The organism is Nocardia sp. NPDC056564, from assembly GCF_042793755.1.
Classification (GTDB): Bacteria; Actinomycetota; Actinomycetes; order Mycobacteriales; family Mycobacteriaceae; genus Nocardia.
In genome coordinates this window covers 20,433-34,891 of sequence record NZ_JBHTUR010000029.1, presented here as the reverse complement: position 1 = coordinate 34,891, position 14,459 = coordinate 20,433, and the positions used below count along the sequence as shown (strand labels likewise).

At 63.1% G+C, this 14,459-nt stretch carries 16 protein-coding genes; 6 read left to right on the top strand and 10 right to left on the bottom strand.

What is annotated here, in order from left to right; genetic code table 11:
• Together ACFQ9K_RS41920 and ACFQ9K_RS41915 are read left to right on the top strand one after the other, a co-directional pair.
• Positions 1–738 (top strand): helix-turn-helix domain-containing protein, encoded by a 738-nt coding sequence (locus ACFQ9K_RS41920; RefSeq protein WP_378720596.1) that lies wholly within the window; start codon positions 1–3, stop codon positions 736–738.
• Between the two features lie 5 nt (positions 739–743).
• Positions 744–1,226, top strand: a complete 483-nt coding sequence (locus tag ACFQ9K_RS41915) for an NUDIX hydrolase (protein WP_378720597.1) — start codon at positions 744–746, stop codon at positions 1,224–1,226.
• Here ACFQ9K_RS41915 and ACFQ9K_RS41910 read toward each other — a convergent pair.
• The 4 genes from ACFQ9K_RS41910 to ACFQ9K_RS41895 all read right to left on the bottom strand — a co-directional run bounded on the left by ACFQ9K_RS41910 (position 1,202) and on the right by ACFQ9K_RS41895 (position 5,622).
• Positions 1,202–1,729 (bottom strand): HD domain-containing protein, encoded by a 528-nt coding sequence (locus ACFQ9K_RS41910; protein WP_378720598.1) that lies wholly within the window; start codon positions 1,727–1,729, stop codon positions 1,202–1,204. The genes ACFQ9K_RS41915 and ACFQ9K_RS41910 overlap by 25 nt on opposite strands.
• Positions 1,730–2,659: 930 nt before the next feature.
• Positions 2,660–3,343 carry a hypothetical protein gene (locus ACFQ9K_RS41905; RefSeq protein WP_378721293.1) on the bottom strand — a complete coding sequence of 228 codons (684 nt, stop codon included), beginning with the start codon at positions 3,341–3,343 and terminating at the stop codon, positions 2,660–2,662.
• Between the two features lie 708 nt (positions 3,344–4,051).
• Positions 4,052–4,369: a hypothetical protein gene (locus tag ACFQ9K_RS41900; RefSeq protein WP_378721292.1), complete on the bottom strand. Its 318-nt coding sequence runs from the start codon at positions 4,367–4,369 to the stop codon at positions 4,052–4,054.
• Positions 4,370–4,530: 161 nt separating this feature from the next.
• Entirely contained in the window at positions 4,531–5,622 is a 1,092-nt protein-coding gene (locus tag ACFQ9K_RS41895) for an MrcB family domain-containing protein (RefSeq protein ID WP_378721291.1), read from the bottom strand.
• Positions 5,623–6,598: 976 nt separating this feature from the next.
• On the opposite strand from ACFQ9K_RS41895, the gene ACFQ9K_RS41890 reads away from it, so the two are divergent.
• Complete coding sequence (locus ACFQ9K_RS41890; protein ID WP_378721290.1) at positions 6,599–7,468, top strand: alpha/beta hydrolase; 870 nt, start codon at positions 6,599–6,601, stop codon at positions 7,466–7,468.
• 24 nt (positions 7,469–7,492) lie between these two features.
• Here the strand turns inward: ACFQ9K_RS41890 and ACFQ9K_RS41885 are convergent, their stop codons facing one another.
• The 4 genes from ACFQ9K_RS41885 to ACFQ9K_RS41870 are packed head-to-tail and all read right to left on the bottom strand — an operon-like array spanning position 7,493 to position 11,010.
• Entirely contained in the window at positions 7,493–8,278 is a 786-nt protein-coding gene (locus ACFQ9K_RS41885) for an MBL fold metallo-hydrolase (RefSeq protein ID WP_378721289.1), read from the bottom strand.
• Entirely contained in the window at positions 8,275–9,153 is an 879-nt protein-coding gene (locus ACFQ9K_RS41880) for an alpha/beta fold hydrolase (RefSeq protein WP_378721288.1), read from the bottom strand. Before ACFQ9K_RS41880 ends, ACFQ9K_RS41885 begins: the two co-directional genes overlap by 4 nt.
• Before the next feature lie 56 nt (positions 9,154–9,209).
• On the bottom strand, positions 9,210–10,364 hold the full coding sequence (locus tag ACFQ9K_RS41875) for an MFS transporter (protein ID WP_378721286.1): 1,155 nt from the start codon (positions 10,362–10,364) through the stop codon (positions 9,210–9,212).
• Positions 10,365–10,404: 40 nt separating this feature from the next.
• Positions 10,405–11,010: an NADPH-dependent FMN reductase gene (locus tag ACFQ9K_RS41870; RefSeq protein ID WP_378721285.1), complete on the bottom strand. Its 606-nt coding sequence runs from the start codon at positions 11,008–11,010 to the stop codon at positions 10,405–10,407.
• Positions 11,011–11,217: 207 nt separating this feature from the next.
• On the opposite strand from ACFQ9K_RS41870, the gene ACFQ9K_RS41865 reads away from it, so the two are divergent.
• Positions 11,218–12,234: an AraC family transcriptional regulator ligand-binding domain-containing protein gene (locus ACFQ9K_RS41865; protein ID WP_378721284.1), complete on the top strand. Its 1,017-nt coding sequence runs from the start codon at positions 11,218–11,220 to the stop codon at positions 12,232–12,234.
• Positions 12,235–12,367: 133 nt separating this feature from the next.
• On the opposite strand, the gene ACFQ9K_RS41860 is transcribed toward ACFQ9K_RS41865, so the two are convergent.
• Both ACFQ9K_RS41860 and ACFQ9K_RS41855 read right to left on the bottom strand, forming a co-directional pair.
• Entirely contained in the window at positions 12,368–12,664 is a 297-nt protein-coding gene (locus tag ACFQ9K_RS41860; protein ID WP_378721283.1) for a hypothetical protein, read from the bottom strand.
• The gene (locus tag ACFQ9K_RS41855; protein WP_378721282.1) at positions 12,661–12,972 is read right to left on the bottom strand and encodes a hypothetical protein; all 312 of its coding nucleotides are present in this window, start codon (positions 12,970–12,972) and stop codon (positions 12,661–12,663) included. Before ACFQ9K_RS41855 ends, ACFQ9K_RS41860 begins: the two co-directional genes overlap by 4 nt.
• Positions 12,973–13,400: 428 nt before the next feature.
• On the opposite strand from ACFQ9K_RS41855, the gene ACFQ9K_RS41850 reads away from it, so the two are divergent.
• Both ACFQ9K_RS41850 and ACFQ9K_RS41845 read left to right on the top strand, forming a co-directional pair.
• Positions 13,401–13,850: a winged helix-turn-helix domain-containing protein gene (locus ACFQ9K_RS41850; protein WP_378721281.1), complete on the top strand. Its 450-nt coding sequence runs from the start codon at positions 13,401–13,403 to the stop codon at positions 13,848–13,850.
• Positions 13,851–14,114: 264 nt separating this feature from the next.
• Positions 14,115–14,414 carry a hypothetical protein gene (locus ACFQ9K_RS41845; protein WP_378721280.1) on the top strand — a complete coding sequence of 100 codons (300 nt, stop codon included), beginning with the start codon at positions 14,115–14,117 and terminating at the stop codon, positions 14,412–14,414.
• Positions 14,415–14,459 lie beyond the last annotated feature (45 nt).

The window sequence follows — 14,459 nt, the reverse complement described above, 5'->3', positions numbered from 1 at the left end:
ATGGCAAACGAACGGTTGCGAGGCGCGATCGCCTCGGCAGGACTGACCAAGCATGGGTTAGCCGAGCGGGTCGACGTCAGCACGAAGACCGTCGAGCGATGGCTTACGCAAGACCGCTGCCCGCACCCGCGCATTCGGCTACAAGTTGCGCGCGCACTCGATCGCGACGAAACCTATCTATGGCCGGAGCTTCTCGCCGGAAGCCGTTCCGCAACCGCATCGCTCTCTGAGATTGTTCAGATTTGGCCAACGAGACCCGAAGTGCCACATGAGGTTTGGCGTTCAATCATGCGACAGGCTTCAACCTCAATCGAGATACTTGTGTATGCCGGTGGGTTTCTCGTTGAATCCCTCGACTTCGTGAACGTTGTCCGAGCCAAGGCGGAGGCAGGCACTGAAGTCCGAATCCTCCTGGGCGACAGTAGCTCAGAGGCGGTGCGAGCACGAGCACGCGAAGAAGGCTTGCCATCGCTCCCTGAACGGTGCCACTCGACACTCGAATACCTCTGGGAAACTACGCAGCTGCCGACTGTTGACATCCGCACCCATCACACTCCGCTGTACAACAGCATCTATCGGTTTGACGACTCCATGCTCGTCAACACCCACAGCTATGGCGCATACGCGGCGAAGTCTCCCGTTCAGCACCTCCAACGAGTGCCAGGCGGCCAACTCTTCACCTACTACTTGGAGTCGTTTGAAGCAGTCTGGGCTACCGGTCACCCAGCAGTACTCTGAAGTGCATGGGACGACGCATCGACTACCACCAGGACCCGAATGCGCCAGCAGCGAACAGTGTCCGGCCGAGTGCCGGCGCTTTCGTGCGCCGTGACGATGCCGTACTACTGATCTGTCGGTCTGACAATGGGAACTGGACGATGCCTGGTGGTGCTCACGACCCTGGCGAATCGCTCAGCCGCACCGCGGTTCGCGAAACTCGGGAAGAAACGGGAGTCGATATCCGACTCGTCGGGCTTGTGGGCATCTTTACCGATCCGACCCATGTCATCCATTACACGAGCAACGATGAGGTTCGGCAGGAATTCACCGTCATCTACCGTGGTGAGGCGATCGGTGGTGTCCCGACACCAAGTGACGAAAGCACGCGGGTCGAATGGGTTCCAATCGGCCAGATACCTGCCCTCACGATGGACGCAAGCCAGCGCAAGCGGCTCGACTGGGCAATGAACAACCTAGATCCTTACATCGACCCAGACGCCCGCTGAACAACGGACCTGATCAACGGCGCAGCACGGCTGATGGCCGTGTGAACGATACTGCCCGGCTCATATCGGCGGAGGATCTCATCTAACCGCTCGTCCACCGTGAATGTTTCGCCGTTCGGGCCGGTCGTCATGTCAGCCCACCACATGAACGCGTCGACCATATCTATTCCGGGAACGTCAACGACCTTAAAACGATCGAAGACCCCGAGGTCGAACCCGCGCACATCAGCTTCGATGACACTCGCCGAGTGAAATGCCACTACATGGCACACGACGGACGAATACCCCAACGACTGGAGCAGATTAGCTCCGTCGATGGGATGAAATCGCGTTTCGGGGTGCCCGTATCCGACATCATGCAGATAAGCCGCGGTGATGGCCTCCTGTCGAAGTTCCTCGGGCAGCAGGTGCGCCACGCTCTCCATGCGCCGCCCAACCGCGATCGAATGGGCACGCCGCGATTCCGTCAGAGGGGTCAGTAGTTCGGTGATTGCGGCATCCATGACCAACCATGCTACTTGCGTAGCCGCAACGCACGACCCTCACCGCAACGGCATCGTTCCATGTAAAGTCAAAGCATCACGCGAGTGATGCTGAGCGGTGGAGCCGCCACGCACGACGACTCCACCTGGTGGGTTATCTAGCCCGCACTCGGCGGACCACGATGAGCACCCCGGCGGCTACAGCAGCTCCTACCAAGATGATGCTGAAGTCGACCGGGGTCTTGCTCTTCCGGCGATGCTTTGCCATCCCACCACCTCCTCTCTCGGCGCGGCATGGCTGGACCGATTCCATACCGCCCCTCAACTGGAGGTGCGACCACCCTACGACGATGTGACGACGGAAACCGTTGGAACACGGGACCTTCCGTGAATTGCCCGGAATCCCCAGTACGCCACCCAGAAATCGGCGTATCACCACCCACAATCCAGCCGGACGCGCACCCATCGCCAATGCGTTGCGCCTGCGTACATCGGACGCAGCGATCCTCCACGTCACCCAACCATCGCAGACCATTGCCGAATTTGGCCATACAGGATCAAGGGCGGCGGCCCTACGGGCCGCCGCCGCCGCGCTCACGACGCGCAACGGGCCTACGCTCCGTCCCTCCGCCGCCCCGGCGCAGTCGGCGCGTCGGCGACGACCCGCAGGACCGAAATCCACTGATCCCGATGAGCCTCAATCGGCCGGCACTGCCAGCACCATCGGACCAGCTCACGCAGATACGTCTCGTCTACGGATCGGCGTGGTCCAGCTGGGTGCCCGCCTCCTCATAGCCCAATGATCTGACTTCAGTCCGGGAGAGTAAAGGGCGCTACGCGTCGCTCCGCGATGCCTACGGCACCCTTGACTATCCCTCCTTCAGCACAGGACGGCCAGTATGAGGAAGCGGATGGTGTAGGCGACAGGGCGGATAGACAACCTATCCGCAATCACGATTCGTTCGACTCAGGACCGGACTCGTGGTTGTCGATTGGCTCGGGGAGTCCAATATCCTCGAAGTTGTCAGGCGGCGCTGGAGGAAGCTGGATTCCCCGATTCGCGAACTCTTGTTCCACCCAGTGCTGCCATTGCACGTGGCGCCGCGCATCCTCCACAAGCTTCGCAATCGCCGCATCGCGTTGCCGCATCCGCTCCGTGAACTGGGCAAGTTCCTCGCTGTGGAGTCTGGTCGTCTCCTTCACATCCAGCTTGTCGAGAAGCGATCTCAACCAGAGCAACCCCGCACCGCACGCAAAAATGACTGCAATCGGGAGGAGACGATCTCGCCACGAGTCAGCGATCCACCATGCGTAGACATACGAAAATACCAGCATGACTGCCAGAACAGCCCGGATCAGGTTGTATTGAACGCGCTCCCGTGTGTGATCGGAACCGAGGCGCCAGGCTCTTGGGAGAGCAGTTGTCGCCAACAGGCGAACTCGGCGGTCAATACTTGTCATCAGAACGTCCCGACCATACATATTGTCTGGTAGAAGGCCTACAAGGTCTAGGTCGGCTCGAATCTGTGCCCGCTTGTCGCGCAACTCCGCCCGGCCCCTTAGATAAGGGGTGACGGCAACAATCACGGCGATAAGGATCGGCCCGAAGAACCCCAACCAGTCGGCGAGCTTCATGAAGCGATAGTCGCACAGCCGAGATGGTTCATCGCCGATCCGTGGCCGGACACGACAAAGATGCCGAAGGCCAGGCAGTCCCACAGCTTCGGTACGCGGCAAGTACGCAGCGCCGCCCGGCAGTACCCACCACACCCAACGTTGCGACCTAGAACCAGCAGGTCAGGACCACTCAGTCCAACTCGGCCCACCAGCACAAACGCCAGGACCGATGTTCATCATCAACATGCTGAGCAGGGCGCCTGCACTCCTGAATCGAACTGAATTAAGCAGCATCCACCTGCAGTCAATCACCCCAACTGCCCCCACCTGTGAAGCCACCGGGTGTGAGCTCATTCAAGTGGCACTGTTCCTCGCTTGGGCCGCTGAAGATAAATGGCTTGTCGGGGTAATCGTGAAGGTTTTTCAACAGATCTGCCTGCTGCTGGGCACAGTTGATAACCACTGCCGGCGGAGGAGGCGGAGGGGGCGGAGTGGATTTTAGCAATCCGAAGAATCCTGCTATACACGCTGCCAAAATCGCAAATCCACCGCCCATAAGACCTATCGTCCCTGGTCGATGGATGAGCCTCTGTGGTACGGGCGCGAACGCAGGGGCTTCGGGGTCGGCTGCCGGCGGAGGCGGTGGTTGCGAAACAACTAGGTTTGCAAGGTTCTGATTGAAGTACCGCTGTATAGCTCGGTGCATCTCAGCATCGGAGGTCGGCACTAGTCTTCCTCGCCTTCGCGCAAGGCTTCATTTTCGTCATCAATCCGTCTCAACGCTGCGTTCGAACGTCGATTTACGAGCAGATATTGGAGACAGACGTACATAAGAGAGAATGCTCCGCTGACAAATGCTATCCAAAGGAATGCCTGAGTAATCGGCGATGCTTCCACTTTATTAGGTACGACGGCGTTAATCAATACTGCTGCGAACATGCCTGCGAAGGCCATAATTCCGCCGAATAGCAGTCTTACGATGTTCTCGTATTTGTATTCCAGAATGGCACGTCTGCGCCAGTCGTCGGGTCCCTGGGATCGCATATTTAGATGATACTCGGCGAGCGATGATTCCGTTGTGGCTCGTAGAATTTCACCACAATGCCTGCTCATAGTTAAAGCGGAGTCGGCGGTCCCAGCTGGTTCGAACCAGCGACCTTGCACGTGTGAGGAAGACGCTCAGAAGTTGACCGGCGGCTCCCAGACTATGCGGGTGGCGTGGTGTAACGATAGGAAATTGGCCGAAGCATAGTGACGTTGATCTGCCATGGCTGATGGACGACGACAGTACCTCCCGATGCGACCGGCGGAGTCTGCTTCCGGTCGAGATCGATCGAATGCACAACCACGAGAGCGTTGTTGGGGTGCACTTCGAGGTGATGCTCGACCTCGTTGTAGGTCAAGATGACCTGCTCACCCCTGGAAACCGTTCCCTTGACCTCCACGTAGACCTTCTCGGATCCAAGTGTCGCCAGCAGGTCGTAGGACTTCTTCTTGCCGGTGTTCTGGACGGTGTAGTGCCTCGCTTTGAAGTGCTCGATCGCGAGTTTGACCGAGTGATCCTCGATCGCGGTCTTCTCAGCGTGACTCAGTCCGCTTCCTTGGCCGGCCGCGCGCCGCGGGTGACCGGCGGATTCGACCGCAGCGACTTCGGCGTCGACGATCTCCGGTGCGACATCACCCGGAATGAAGGCAGTTTCATCGTCGATCTGGTACAGCCTGTCGAGCAGCTCGCCGATTCTGCTGAAGTCCTGGCGGAGCTGGTCGTCAGAGGGGATGGAACCCGCGCTGTACCGGATGCCGTGGATGTTGCCCAGCTCGTAAGCATGACCCAGTCCGTTGGTCGTACGCAGGTCGATGGTGTCGAAGGTCGCTGGAGCTGCCCCTCCCGCGGTGAGCGCTGAGCGAGCCCAGTTGGTGCGGGTGGTCACCACATCGTCAGGCAAGGGGATGATCCGTTGCCGGATCGGGTCGAACGGGCTCGTGCCCTGATTCAGCGACAGGTAAGCCGCATCTCCAGTGGCGCTGAACAGGTAGACGGCGTACCAACCGACGCCAGCTTTCGGGCTGCGGTCATGATCGCAGTAGCGACTCCACGGAATCAGCGCTGGAGTGCCCCGGCCTCCACTGCCCTCGGTGTGCCACTTCGGAAAGCTCGACGCTAACTCTGCCGCGATCCATCCGGGGATCTCCTTGTTGACCAGCTCCCGCCGACGGACCATGGATGGATCTTCCGCGTCCGTCGTGAAGTTGGGTTGCAGTGTTAGCACTTCATCGAGCAAGTCCCTGAGCGACATGCCCGGCAATCTACTCACTGCCACCGACACGGATCGCCTATTCGCTCGACAGTAAGTCGACACAAAGTCGCTCGCCGTCCCCGTTGTCCCGAGTTGTATTGAGTTGTCAAGCATCGTCATTCCAAGCCCATATGTGCAGGCAGGCAACTACTTTCACGTCCTGCTTGACTGCGTGGGGTTGTCCGGAGTAGCTCCGCCATCTGCAAGTCGGCAGGTTTCTGGTTCGAGTCCAGATGGGGGAGCCGGAACGGCCTCTGACCAGGAGTTACACATCTTGGTCAGGGGCCGAACTCGTACAGAACTACCTCATTGCCAACCCGCCGGCAATCATTCATCTGAACTGCACTTCGTCGCTTCGACCTTCTCCTTGGACACAGTGCCAGCGAACCGAACCGGCTGCCCTCGTCGCGACTTTCCACGACCCAACAGCCGACCCGCTTGTTGTCACGGCCTACCAACTCGAAAGCGTTTGTGATCTTCCCACTCGCCGGAGCATCGTTCGACGCCTTGCAATTTCCGGCCCCTGTGTAAGCAGCAGACTCGAGGTCGGCGTCTACTACCTTTCCCTCGACGATCTTGTCGCAGGTGTAAGTCCATGTGTGTGCGGCTTGGGTGGTCGGCGCGAGGAGCACCACGCCGATGCGGCGACCGAACAGGACGCTGCGGCGGTGACGATCCGGGCACGGCGAGATTCATGCGATAGCTCCATCCGTAGAAGGAATCCGCTTCTCGGATTCGAACCCATTCGGGACACTCCACCAAATTGGATTGGCCGCGCCGGGCAACAACGCTCCACTGATTGACCAGTCGCGGACACAACAGGGCGCTATCCAGGAGAAGTCGGCAGTGCGTTCAACACCGCCCGCGGTGCGACCCTCACCGCGGCAGCCCGATCGCGAGCAGTGGCAGGCCTGTTCGCACCCGTGCTCCCGCTCGCCTTAAGGTTCACAAGTTAGAACAATTCAAGGGGATCACAGTGTCGACAACCGAGAGATTCGTATTCACCAGCGAGGGCGATCAGCTGGTCGGGCTGCTGCACCTGCCCGACGGGCCGCCGATCGCAGCGGTGGTCACCAGCGGTCCGCTGACTTCGGTGAAGGAACAGGCTGCCGGGGCCTACGCGCAGGCGCTGGCCGCGCGTGGGTTCGCCGCGCTGGCCTTCGATCACCGGACATTCGGGGAGAGCGAAGGCCGGCCCAGGCAGTTCGAGAACGGGTTCGGAAAGGCCGAGGACATTCGCAACGCGGTCACCGCGTTGGCGGCTGACGAGCGCACCGCCGGACTTCCGGTTACTGCGGTCGGTATCTGTGCGGGCGCGGGATACATGGCCCGGGCGGTCGCGGACGATCCGCGCATCCTCGCCTTCGCCGGTGTCGCCGGGTACTACACCAATCCGTCGGACGCTCCGCCTGATCCTGCCGTGATCGAGCGCGGTCGGGTCGCCGAGGCGATCTGGCGCGAAACCGGTGAGTCCGAGACCATTCCGGCCGTCGCGCCCGATGGCGGTGACGTCGGGATGCCGCTGCGCGAGGCGTACGAGTACTACGGAACCCCGCGCGGCGCGGTCCCGAACTACACCAACGGGTACGCCGTGGCCTCGTTCGCCTACGGGGACTTCGATGCCATGGAGGCCGCCGCCCGCATCGCGGTGCCGTTCGCCCTGGTCCATTCCGAAAACGCCCTGGTGCCACCGTTTGCGCGCAAATTCTATGCGACCGTGTCCAGCGAGAAGTCCGAGCTGTGGCTCGAGTCGATCGGCCAGATCGATTTCTACGACGACCCGAACCTGATCAACCCGGCAGCCGATGCGGCCGCGAAACTGTTCCGGAGCGTACTCGGGCACTGAATCGCGGCCGCACTCCCGGCCTGCTCAGCGGACGACGGCGGCCGCGACATCGACGACGAGTGGCTCGCCGGGCACCGGGATGCGCAGCAGGTGGGCGCGATCGGCGAGCACGAACCGGTTGGTCAGGTAGTGCAGGTGCTCGGAAAAGTGCGCCCACCCCTCGGCGTGGACGGGCACGATCACGCTGTCGCCGAGTGCGGCGGAGGCGCGGACCGCGGTGCGACCGTTGAGGGTCAGATCGGCGTCGCCGAAGCGATCGGTATTGGCCGCACCCACATTGAGGATGGCCAGATCGATCCGGCCGATCCGGGCCACGACGCGTTCCACGTAGTCGACCGAGGCGTTGTCGCCGGAGACGTAGACGGTCGGCAGGCCGTCGGCTTGGAGCACGAATCCGGTGACCACGCCGGTCAGGGGCTCGCAACCCTCGGGGCCGTGCAGGGCGGGCACGGCCGTGACGGTCACGGCGCCGAGCCGCGTCGTCTCCCAATTCGACAGTCCCCGAACGCCTTCGATGCGCGCGGCCGCGTCCGGCGTGGACAGCACGGTCGCGACCCTGCCGAGCAGTTCCCGGCCGGAGCGATCGAGGTTGTCCGGGTGCTGGTCGTGGGAGAGCAGCACCACATCCACGGGGCCGATGTCGGCGGCGGACACCGCGGGTCCGGTCAGCTTGGTGAGGGTGACGCCGCCGCCACCCACATAGTCGCCCGGCTCGTCGAAGGTGGGGTCGGTCAGCCAGATCAGGTCGGCGTAGCGGAATCGGATGGTGGGTCCGCCGATGTGCAGCAGTTCCAAAGTCGTGTTCTTCATTGGTCTTTCCGTGTGGTCAGGTTCCGGCCGAGGAACTCGCGAATGAGCGAGGCGATCTCCTCACCGTGGGTCTCCAGGGCGAAATGGCCGGCGTTCAGCAGATGCAGTTCTGCGTCGGGCAGATCGCGCAGGTATGCGCGGGCGCCGTCGGCGCCGAAGATTTCGTCGTGCTCGCCCCAGGCGATCAGCGTGGGCGGGCGGTATTCGGCGAAGTACTTCTGGAAGTCGGGGTAACCGTCGAGGTTGAACTGGTAGTCCCAGAACAGTTGCAGCTGGATCTCCTTGTTGCCGGGGCGATCCAAGTATGCCTGGTCCAGTATCCAGGTGTCCGGACTGACGAGAGGCTTACGGTCCTCGGGGACGCCATGCAGGTACTGCCACTTGGTGGCGTCGAGTTCGAGCAGCTTGCGCACCTCAGCCTCGTTGGCGGCGCGGTCCTTGGCATGCGCGAACAGCACATCCCAGAAGGGGGTGAAGCCTTCGCGATAGGCGTTGCCGGACTGGGTGATCAGTGCGGTGACCCGTTCGGGATGGCGGGAGGCGATCCGCAGGCCGATGGGCGCGCCGTAATCCTGGATATAGAGTGCGAACTCGTCGATGCCGAGGGTGTCGAGCAGTTCGATGGTGATCTCGGTGAGCTTGTCGAAGCTGTAGTCGAACTCGCCAACCTGCGGCATAGCGGACTGACCGAAACCGATGTGGTCGGGTGCGATCAGATGATATGTGTCGCCGAGGTCGCGGATAAGATTGCGGAACATGGCGGAGCTGGACGGAAATCCGTGCAGCAGAACCAGAGTCGGGTTGGCCCGATCTCCGGCTTCACGGTAGAAGACATCCAAACCCTGGATCTGCACGGTGCGGTGTTGTGTTGTCATTAGCTTTCTCTTCCGTAGGAGGGGGATTGGCTGCCGAGCAGCGCCTGGGCGTTGTGCTACTGCGCGGGCGCGAGTTCGGTTCGAGGAGTGCGGCTCGGCGTCAAAAGTGCCAGGCAGGCCAGGCTGAATAGCACACCGAGCGCGAAATAGCCGCGGTAGCTGTCGGTTTGGGCGTGGATGAGGGTGGCGACGCCCAGGCCGGCCGCGGCCGCGAGTTGGTGGGTGATCCAGGCCGGCGCCAGGGTCCGGCCCATGCGGGCGGGGTCCAAGCCTCGCGACATGACGGCCATGGTCAGCGGGACGATCGGGAACGATGCCGCGCCGAACAGGACTGCCGTCGCGACGAGCCCACCGGTGCCCGGGACGAAGGCCGCCAGAACCAACCCGAGCACGCGGACCAGATACAGTGCGCGCAAGAGGCTTTCGGGACGGTGTCGGCGCAGCAGGCGGACCATGGCGGCCGAACTCAGGCCCGCGGCGAGCGCGGCCAGGGCTACCAGCCGGCCCGCGTCGGTGACACTCCAGCCGAGTTCGGTCGCGTGCTCGGGCAACATGAGGATCACCACGTAAAGGGTCGCCGCATGTAATCCGAAGGCCACCAGCAGCTTTCCGCGGCCGTGCAGCGAATCCGCGCCACCGGCCCGCCGTCCGGCTCCGGGACACGCTGGCAGACGCAGCACCAGGAAGACGGTCACGGCGAGACCGATCGCGCCCAGCAGGGCGTAGGTTGGGCGCACTCCGATCGGGTCGAACAGGGTGGTGGCGGCCCATGGAGTGATCAGTTGCCCGAGATTGATGCCGAGCGCCGCGCGCGACAGTGCGGGCCCGGCCTGATCGCCGTGCACGCGGCCGAGCAGTGTGGTGACGGTGAGGGTGGACGAGGACGCGAAGCCGAGTCCGCCGAGAACCATGTAGGCGGCGACGAACTCCCAAGTCCGGTCCACCACCGAAAGCGCCAGGTAGCTGCTCGAGATGAGCGTGAGCCCGCCGACCAGAACGGCTTTGGCGCCGGTGCTGTCGAGCAGTCGCCCGATGGGGTGCTGTGCCAGGCCGGTGACGGTCGTGCCGAGGGTCGCCGCGATGGCCATGGCGGTGGCGTCGATACCGTACTCGGCCGCGGTGGGGGCGAAGAATACGCCCATGGTGAAGTTCAGGCCGAAGGATACGGTCATGGCGGCGAGCCCGGCCCAGGCGATCTGTTCGGGTCGCATGGTGTTGTCTCCCAAGTGAATACGTGATCTGCAAGCGCGGTCAGGCGTGCACTGATGCGTGCTCGCTCAACTGATTCGGCACGTCGCGGTGGACCTTCTGCGCCAGGGCCGTGAGCAGGTTCTGAAGTAGTTCGATGGTGGTCTCGTCGACCAGGTTGCCGCCCTCGTCGAAGCGTTCGTGCGAACGGAAGGCGATCACCTCCGGTTTGACCACCACGTCGCTCTCGGTCCATACGAATACCTGACGCAGTGCGAGTTGTGCACGGACAGAGCCGAATTGGGTGGGAGCCGCGCCCATGACGGCGATCGGCTTGTGGCGCAGCGGCAGCCCTTCGTGCTTGGTCCAGTCGGTGGAAACCCAGTCGATGGCGTTTTTCAGCACGCCGGGAACCGAATAGTTGAATTCAGGCGTGGCGATGAGCAGGCCATCGGCCTCGGTTATGCGCCGGCGCAGTTCGGTGACCACGGCTGGGCGCCGCGCCGGGTTGTCGAGATCGAAGTCGTAGGGCGGGATTTCGCGCAGACGCTCGTAGATGTCGATCTCGAGTCCGGCACTGAACCTCTGGGCTGCGCGCAGCAGTGCGGTGTTGTGCGAATCCGCGCGCAGGCTGCCGGAAATGCCGAGGATCTTCGCGGGACTGGTCATGCTATCGGCCTATCGGTGTGGTAGAGGAACGGGAGAGTGGGCTGCTCCTGGACGGGGTTTCGCTGTCCGCGTTCGCCGCAGGTTCGCCCGCATCCATGAATCTATGAGCGGACCAGAGCCCTGGACAGGGACCGTATGCGTCCGGATGGGGACCGCATACGCAAAACCGACCACATGGAACTATCTGCCGCTCGCTATGCTCCGCCGATGATGGAAGGCACCATCCCGGCGCGGACCGCCGCGGTGATCCGGGCGACCGCGTTGCGCGTTGGCGTGGCCGGTGTGCAGTTGGCCCATGAAACGGGCTTGGACGCGGCTGATCTCGACGACGACCTGTTGCGGGTACCCACGCAATCGGTGTGGCGGATCTGGGAATTGATCGACGCCACCGCCGGCCCCGGTTCTGGGTTGCTCGCGGCCGCGGAGGCCGATCGAGGCAGGTTGCACGTCTGGGACTATCTGTTCTCCAGCCGGGCCACCCTGGCGGAGAGTTTGCGCACGGTGATCGAGTTGCGGGCCGTGGTGACCGATCCAGGGGTCGAGTGGGAGCTGGTGCAAGACGGCAGTCTGCTCACCATTCGCACCACGGCGACCGTCGAACCGGAGATGGTGCTGGCACCCGTCGAAGAATTCGTGCTCGCGACCATGTTGCGGCGCATACGCGAGGCCACGCGCCAGCAGTTGGTTCCGGTACGGGTCGCGTTCACCCATCGTGCGCGGGACCGGTACAACCATCTGGTCGACGGGTTCGGCACCCGCCGTATCGATTTCGGCGCCCCGCATTCCGAGATCACCTTTCTCGACGTCGGCGCTCTGCCCACCGGTGCCGACCCGCACCTTGGGCAGGTACTGCGCAATTACGCCGCATTGAATCTCGCCGCCGCCCGGCCGGTCTCGAGTTGGCACGACAAACTCCAGGCCGCGGTGACCGCCGCCCTGGCCGAGGGCGACCTAGATCTCGACGGCGTCGCCGCCCGGCTCGCCGTGAGCCCGCGCACCGTGCAGCGCCGCCTCAGCGAGGCCGGGACCAGCTGGCGCGCCACCGTCGACGCCGCACGTCACCGGCGGGCCACCGACTTGTTGCGCGACACCGACCTCCCGGTCCACTCCGTCGCCGCCCGCGTCGGCTACACCGACGCCCGGGCACTGCGCCGCGCCTTCCTCCGCTGGACCGGCCACACCCCGGACAACTTCCGCCACGCCGCGATCGATCGCCCGCCCTGACCGATCCCATACGGTCCAGCAGACCCACCGCCGACTGCCCCCTACTCGAACGGGACACGACAGAGCTCTGATCGGCGTGTCGGCGCGGCCATGTCCCGTTCGCGGGCGCCTTGGTGGGGTGTGGGCTGGGCGACTAGGTGAAGATCGCGCCGACGGCGAGGCCGGCCAGGAAACCGATGACGGACAACAGAAGTCCCGCGAACGCCGCTAGCAAACCGACTCCGAGTCGGCGGATGCGCATGCTGTGTGGCAGTCCAGCGGCGCTGACGGCGACGAGCAGGCCACCTATGACGAGAGGACCGATAACGCACCAGACCGCGTCGCGGGGGACTATTCCCGAATACGGCAGCGAAATGCTGACCATGCCAACGACTGCAGCCACAAATGACTCGGGACCGAACCAGTCCGCGCGCACATACTTCGCGCTCATCCTGTCGCCACCCAGATAAACGCGACCAGAAGGCCCGCCGTCGCTACGCCAGTAGCCACCCCCAGTGCCCGCGGCGTCCTCCGCAGCACGAGGACAGCAGCAGTCGCAACCATCAAAACGACGACGGCCAGGAACACCACCTGTCTCGACGCGTCGATCGACGGATAAGCCGCATCGGCAAGTCGGGCGATAAACGCGAACACCGCCACGGCCGCCGCCACCCCGACAGGCAACGCCAACGTCGTCGCCTGCCAGAACGCTGAGTCGCTCATCAAACCACGAATGTCGACCTCATCACCCTGCTTCACTTCCGAACAACCACGGCTGAGGGTGGTTTGCTCGGATCGCCTAGGGAGGTCGGCTTATTCCGTCCCCAATTCGGATCACTGAAATCAGCCTTGGACGGCTCGAACATCGCCTTACCTCCTCCCACCTCGTGAAACGACGGCAGATTCGCGACCGGCCCCACTCGCTGACCAGCCAGCTCCTTGGCTTTGTGTACTGATACTGACGCACGGTGGCGCTTATCGGTTCCGTCGGCCCGGCAATTTGGCGTGCCTTCGGGTTCTGTGGCGGCCCCTTACCGAAAGCAGCGAAGTGCGACGATCCGAGCTCGGGCGACCATGCAGCCCGCCAAGACCTGTTGAAACGCAACAGGTCCCGAACTTGTCCCCGACGCGATCCCGCTGCCCGCCGTACTCTCGATCCCAGTACCGCAGACGAAGGGATCGACGGGATGGCCGAGGCGGCATACGTCACCATCGCGGAGGACTATGCGCGGCGGATCCGCAACGGGACGCTTGCTGGCGATGCGCAGTTGCCGAGTCATGCTGAGCTGGCCGAGCGGCACGGGGTGTCGCGGTCGGTGATCCGGCAGGCGATCCAATTGCTGAGTAATCAGCAGCTGGTGCGGACCGTGCCGCGACGCGGGACCTTCGTCATCGGTCGGTCGCCGGTCGCGAAGGCCGAGCCGCTCCCGCTCGATGACGATGTCGACGAAATCCGGTCCGTCGCGCATCCGATCCGCCGCGCTCAGCTGGCCGGCAACCTGATCACCCACTATCAACTCCGGATCGCCGAGCTGTCCGGCATCCGTCAGACCGCGATCGAAGACGCACACGATCACGGCATGAGCATCGCCGACATCGGCGAGCGACTCGGGTTGAGCAACGGCCACCTCGGCTAGCTCGCGCGAGTGCGTAGCGGTCGCTTGGTCGGGTTCGGGACGCGCGCTCGAGCGTCGCACGGGAGTTAGCTGAAAGATCGCTAGAAGCTATTCACGCGGCAGTGAGCTGTGCCACTGAATCGAGATGTCAAGATTTGCAGACATCAATGACCCGTAAAGATAATCCGCGGCGGATTAGTGATAGAAGCAGCTCTACCTGCGAGGATATGCGAATCAACGAACTTGTTTGTTGACTCGCCCAGGCGCTGCCTCGAGCCTGATTGCATGAACGGAAACACCAGCTGCGCAGCATTAGCTGCGGTCTATATTTCGACCATCGTGTGTTCGGCGTTCGTCGCAGGTTCGGCCGCCGCCGACCCACCTCCCTCTGGTTGCACCTCCGACTACGCGGTGCCCAACCAGCTCACGATCACCTGTGCGCCGGGGGCAGGCGTCGGACAGCACGCGTACATCCGCTGCCGCGATATCGGCGGAATTCTGCACACCCGCATCGGGACCACCGTCGGATCGAACGGTGGCTGGTCACGCGCGGTCTGTGCGACCGGCGAAAGCGGACCGGTCTGACCCACACGAATCGTCGTCGTTCGGAGAGCTCCGCGCGAGCTCAGC

Bases quoted from the DNA above. Each gene is read 5' to 3' on its own strand.
- ACFQ9K_RS41920 (WP_378720596.1), top strand. From the start codon at position 1: ATGGCAAACGAACGGTTGCGAGGCGCGATCGCCTCGGCAGGACTGACC.
- ACFQ9K_RS41915 (WP_378720597.1), top strand. From the start codon at position 744: ATGGGACGACGCATCGACTACCACCAGGACCCGAATGCGCCAGCAGCG.
- ACFQ9K_RS41910 (WP_378720598.1), bottom strand. From the start codon at position 1,729: ATGGATGCCGCAATCACCGAACTACTGACCCCTCTGACGGAATCGCGG.
- ACFQ9K_RS41905 (WP_378721293.1), bottom strand. From the start codon at position 3,343: ATGAAGCTCGCCGACTGGTTGGGGTTCTTCGGGCCGATCCTTATCGCC.
- ACFQ9K_RS41900 (WP_378721292.1), bottom strand. From the start codon at position 4,369: ATGCGATCCCAGGGACCCGACGACTGGCGCAGACGTGCCATTCTGGAA.
- ACFQ9K_RS41895 (WP_378721291.1), bottom strand. From the start codon at position 5,622: ATGTCGCTCAGGGACTTGCTCGATGAAGTGCTAACACTGCAACCCAAC.
- ACFQ9K_RS41885 (WP_378721289.1), bottom strand. From the start codon at position 8,278: ATGAAGAACACGACTTTGGAACTGCTGCACATCGGCGGACCCACCATC.
- ACFQ9K_RS41880 (WP_378721288.1), bottom strand. From the start codon at position 9,153: ATGACAACACAACACCGCACCGTGCAGATCCAGGGTTTGGATGTCTTC.
- ACFQ9K_RS41875 (WP_378721286.1), bottom strand. From the start codon at position 10,364: ATGCGACCCGAACAGATCGCCTGGGCCGGGCTCGCCGCCATGACCGTA.
- ACFQ9K_RS41870 (WP_378721285.1), bottom strand. From the start codon at position 11,010: ATGACCAGTCCCGCGAAGATCCTCGGCATTTCCGGCAGCCTGCGCGCG.
- ACFQ9K_RS41865 (WP_378721284.1), top strand. From the start codon at position 11,218: ATGATGGAAGGCACCATCCCGGCGCGGACCGCCGCGGTGATCCGGGCG.
- ACFQ9K_RS41860 (WP_378721283.1), bottom strand. From the start codon at position 12,664: ATGAGCGCGAAGTATGTGCGCGCGGACTGGTTCGGTCCCGAGTCATTT.
- ACFQ9K_RS41850 (WP_378721281.1), top strand. From the start codon at position 13,401: ATGGCCGAGGCGGCATACGTCACCATCGCGGAGGACTATGCGCGGCGG.
- ACFQ9K_RS41845 (WP_378721280.1), top strand. From the start codon at position 14,115: ATGAACGGAAACACCAGCTGCGCAGCATTAGCTGCGGTCTATATTTCG.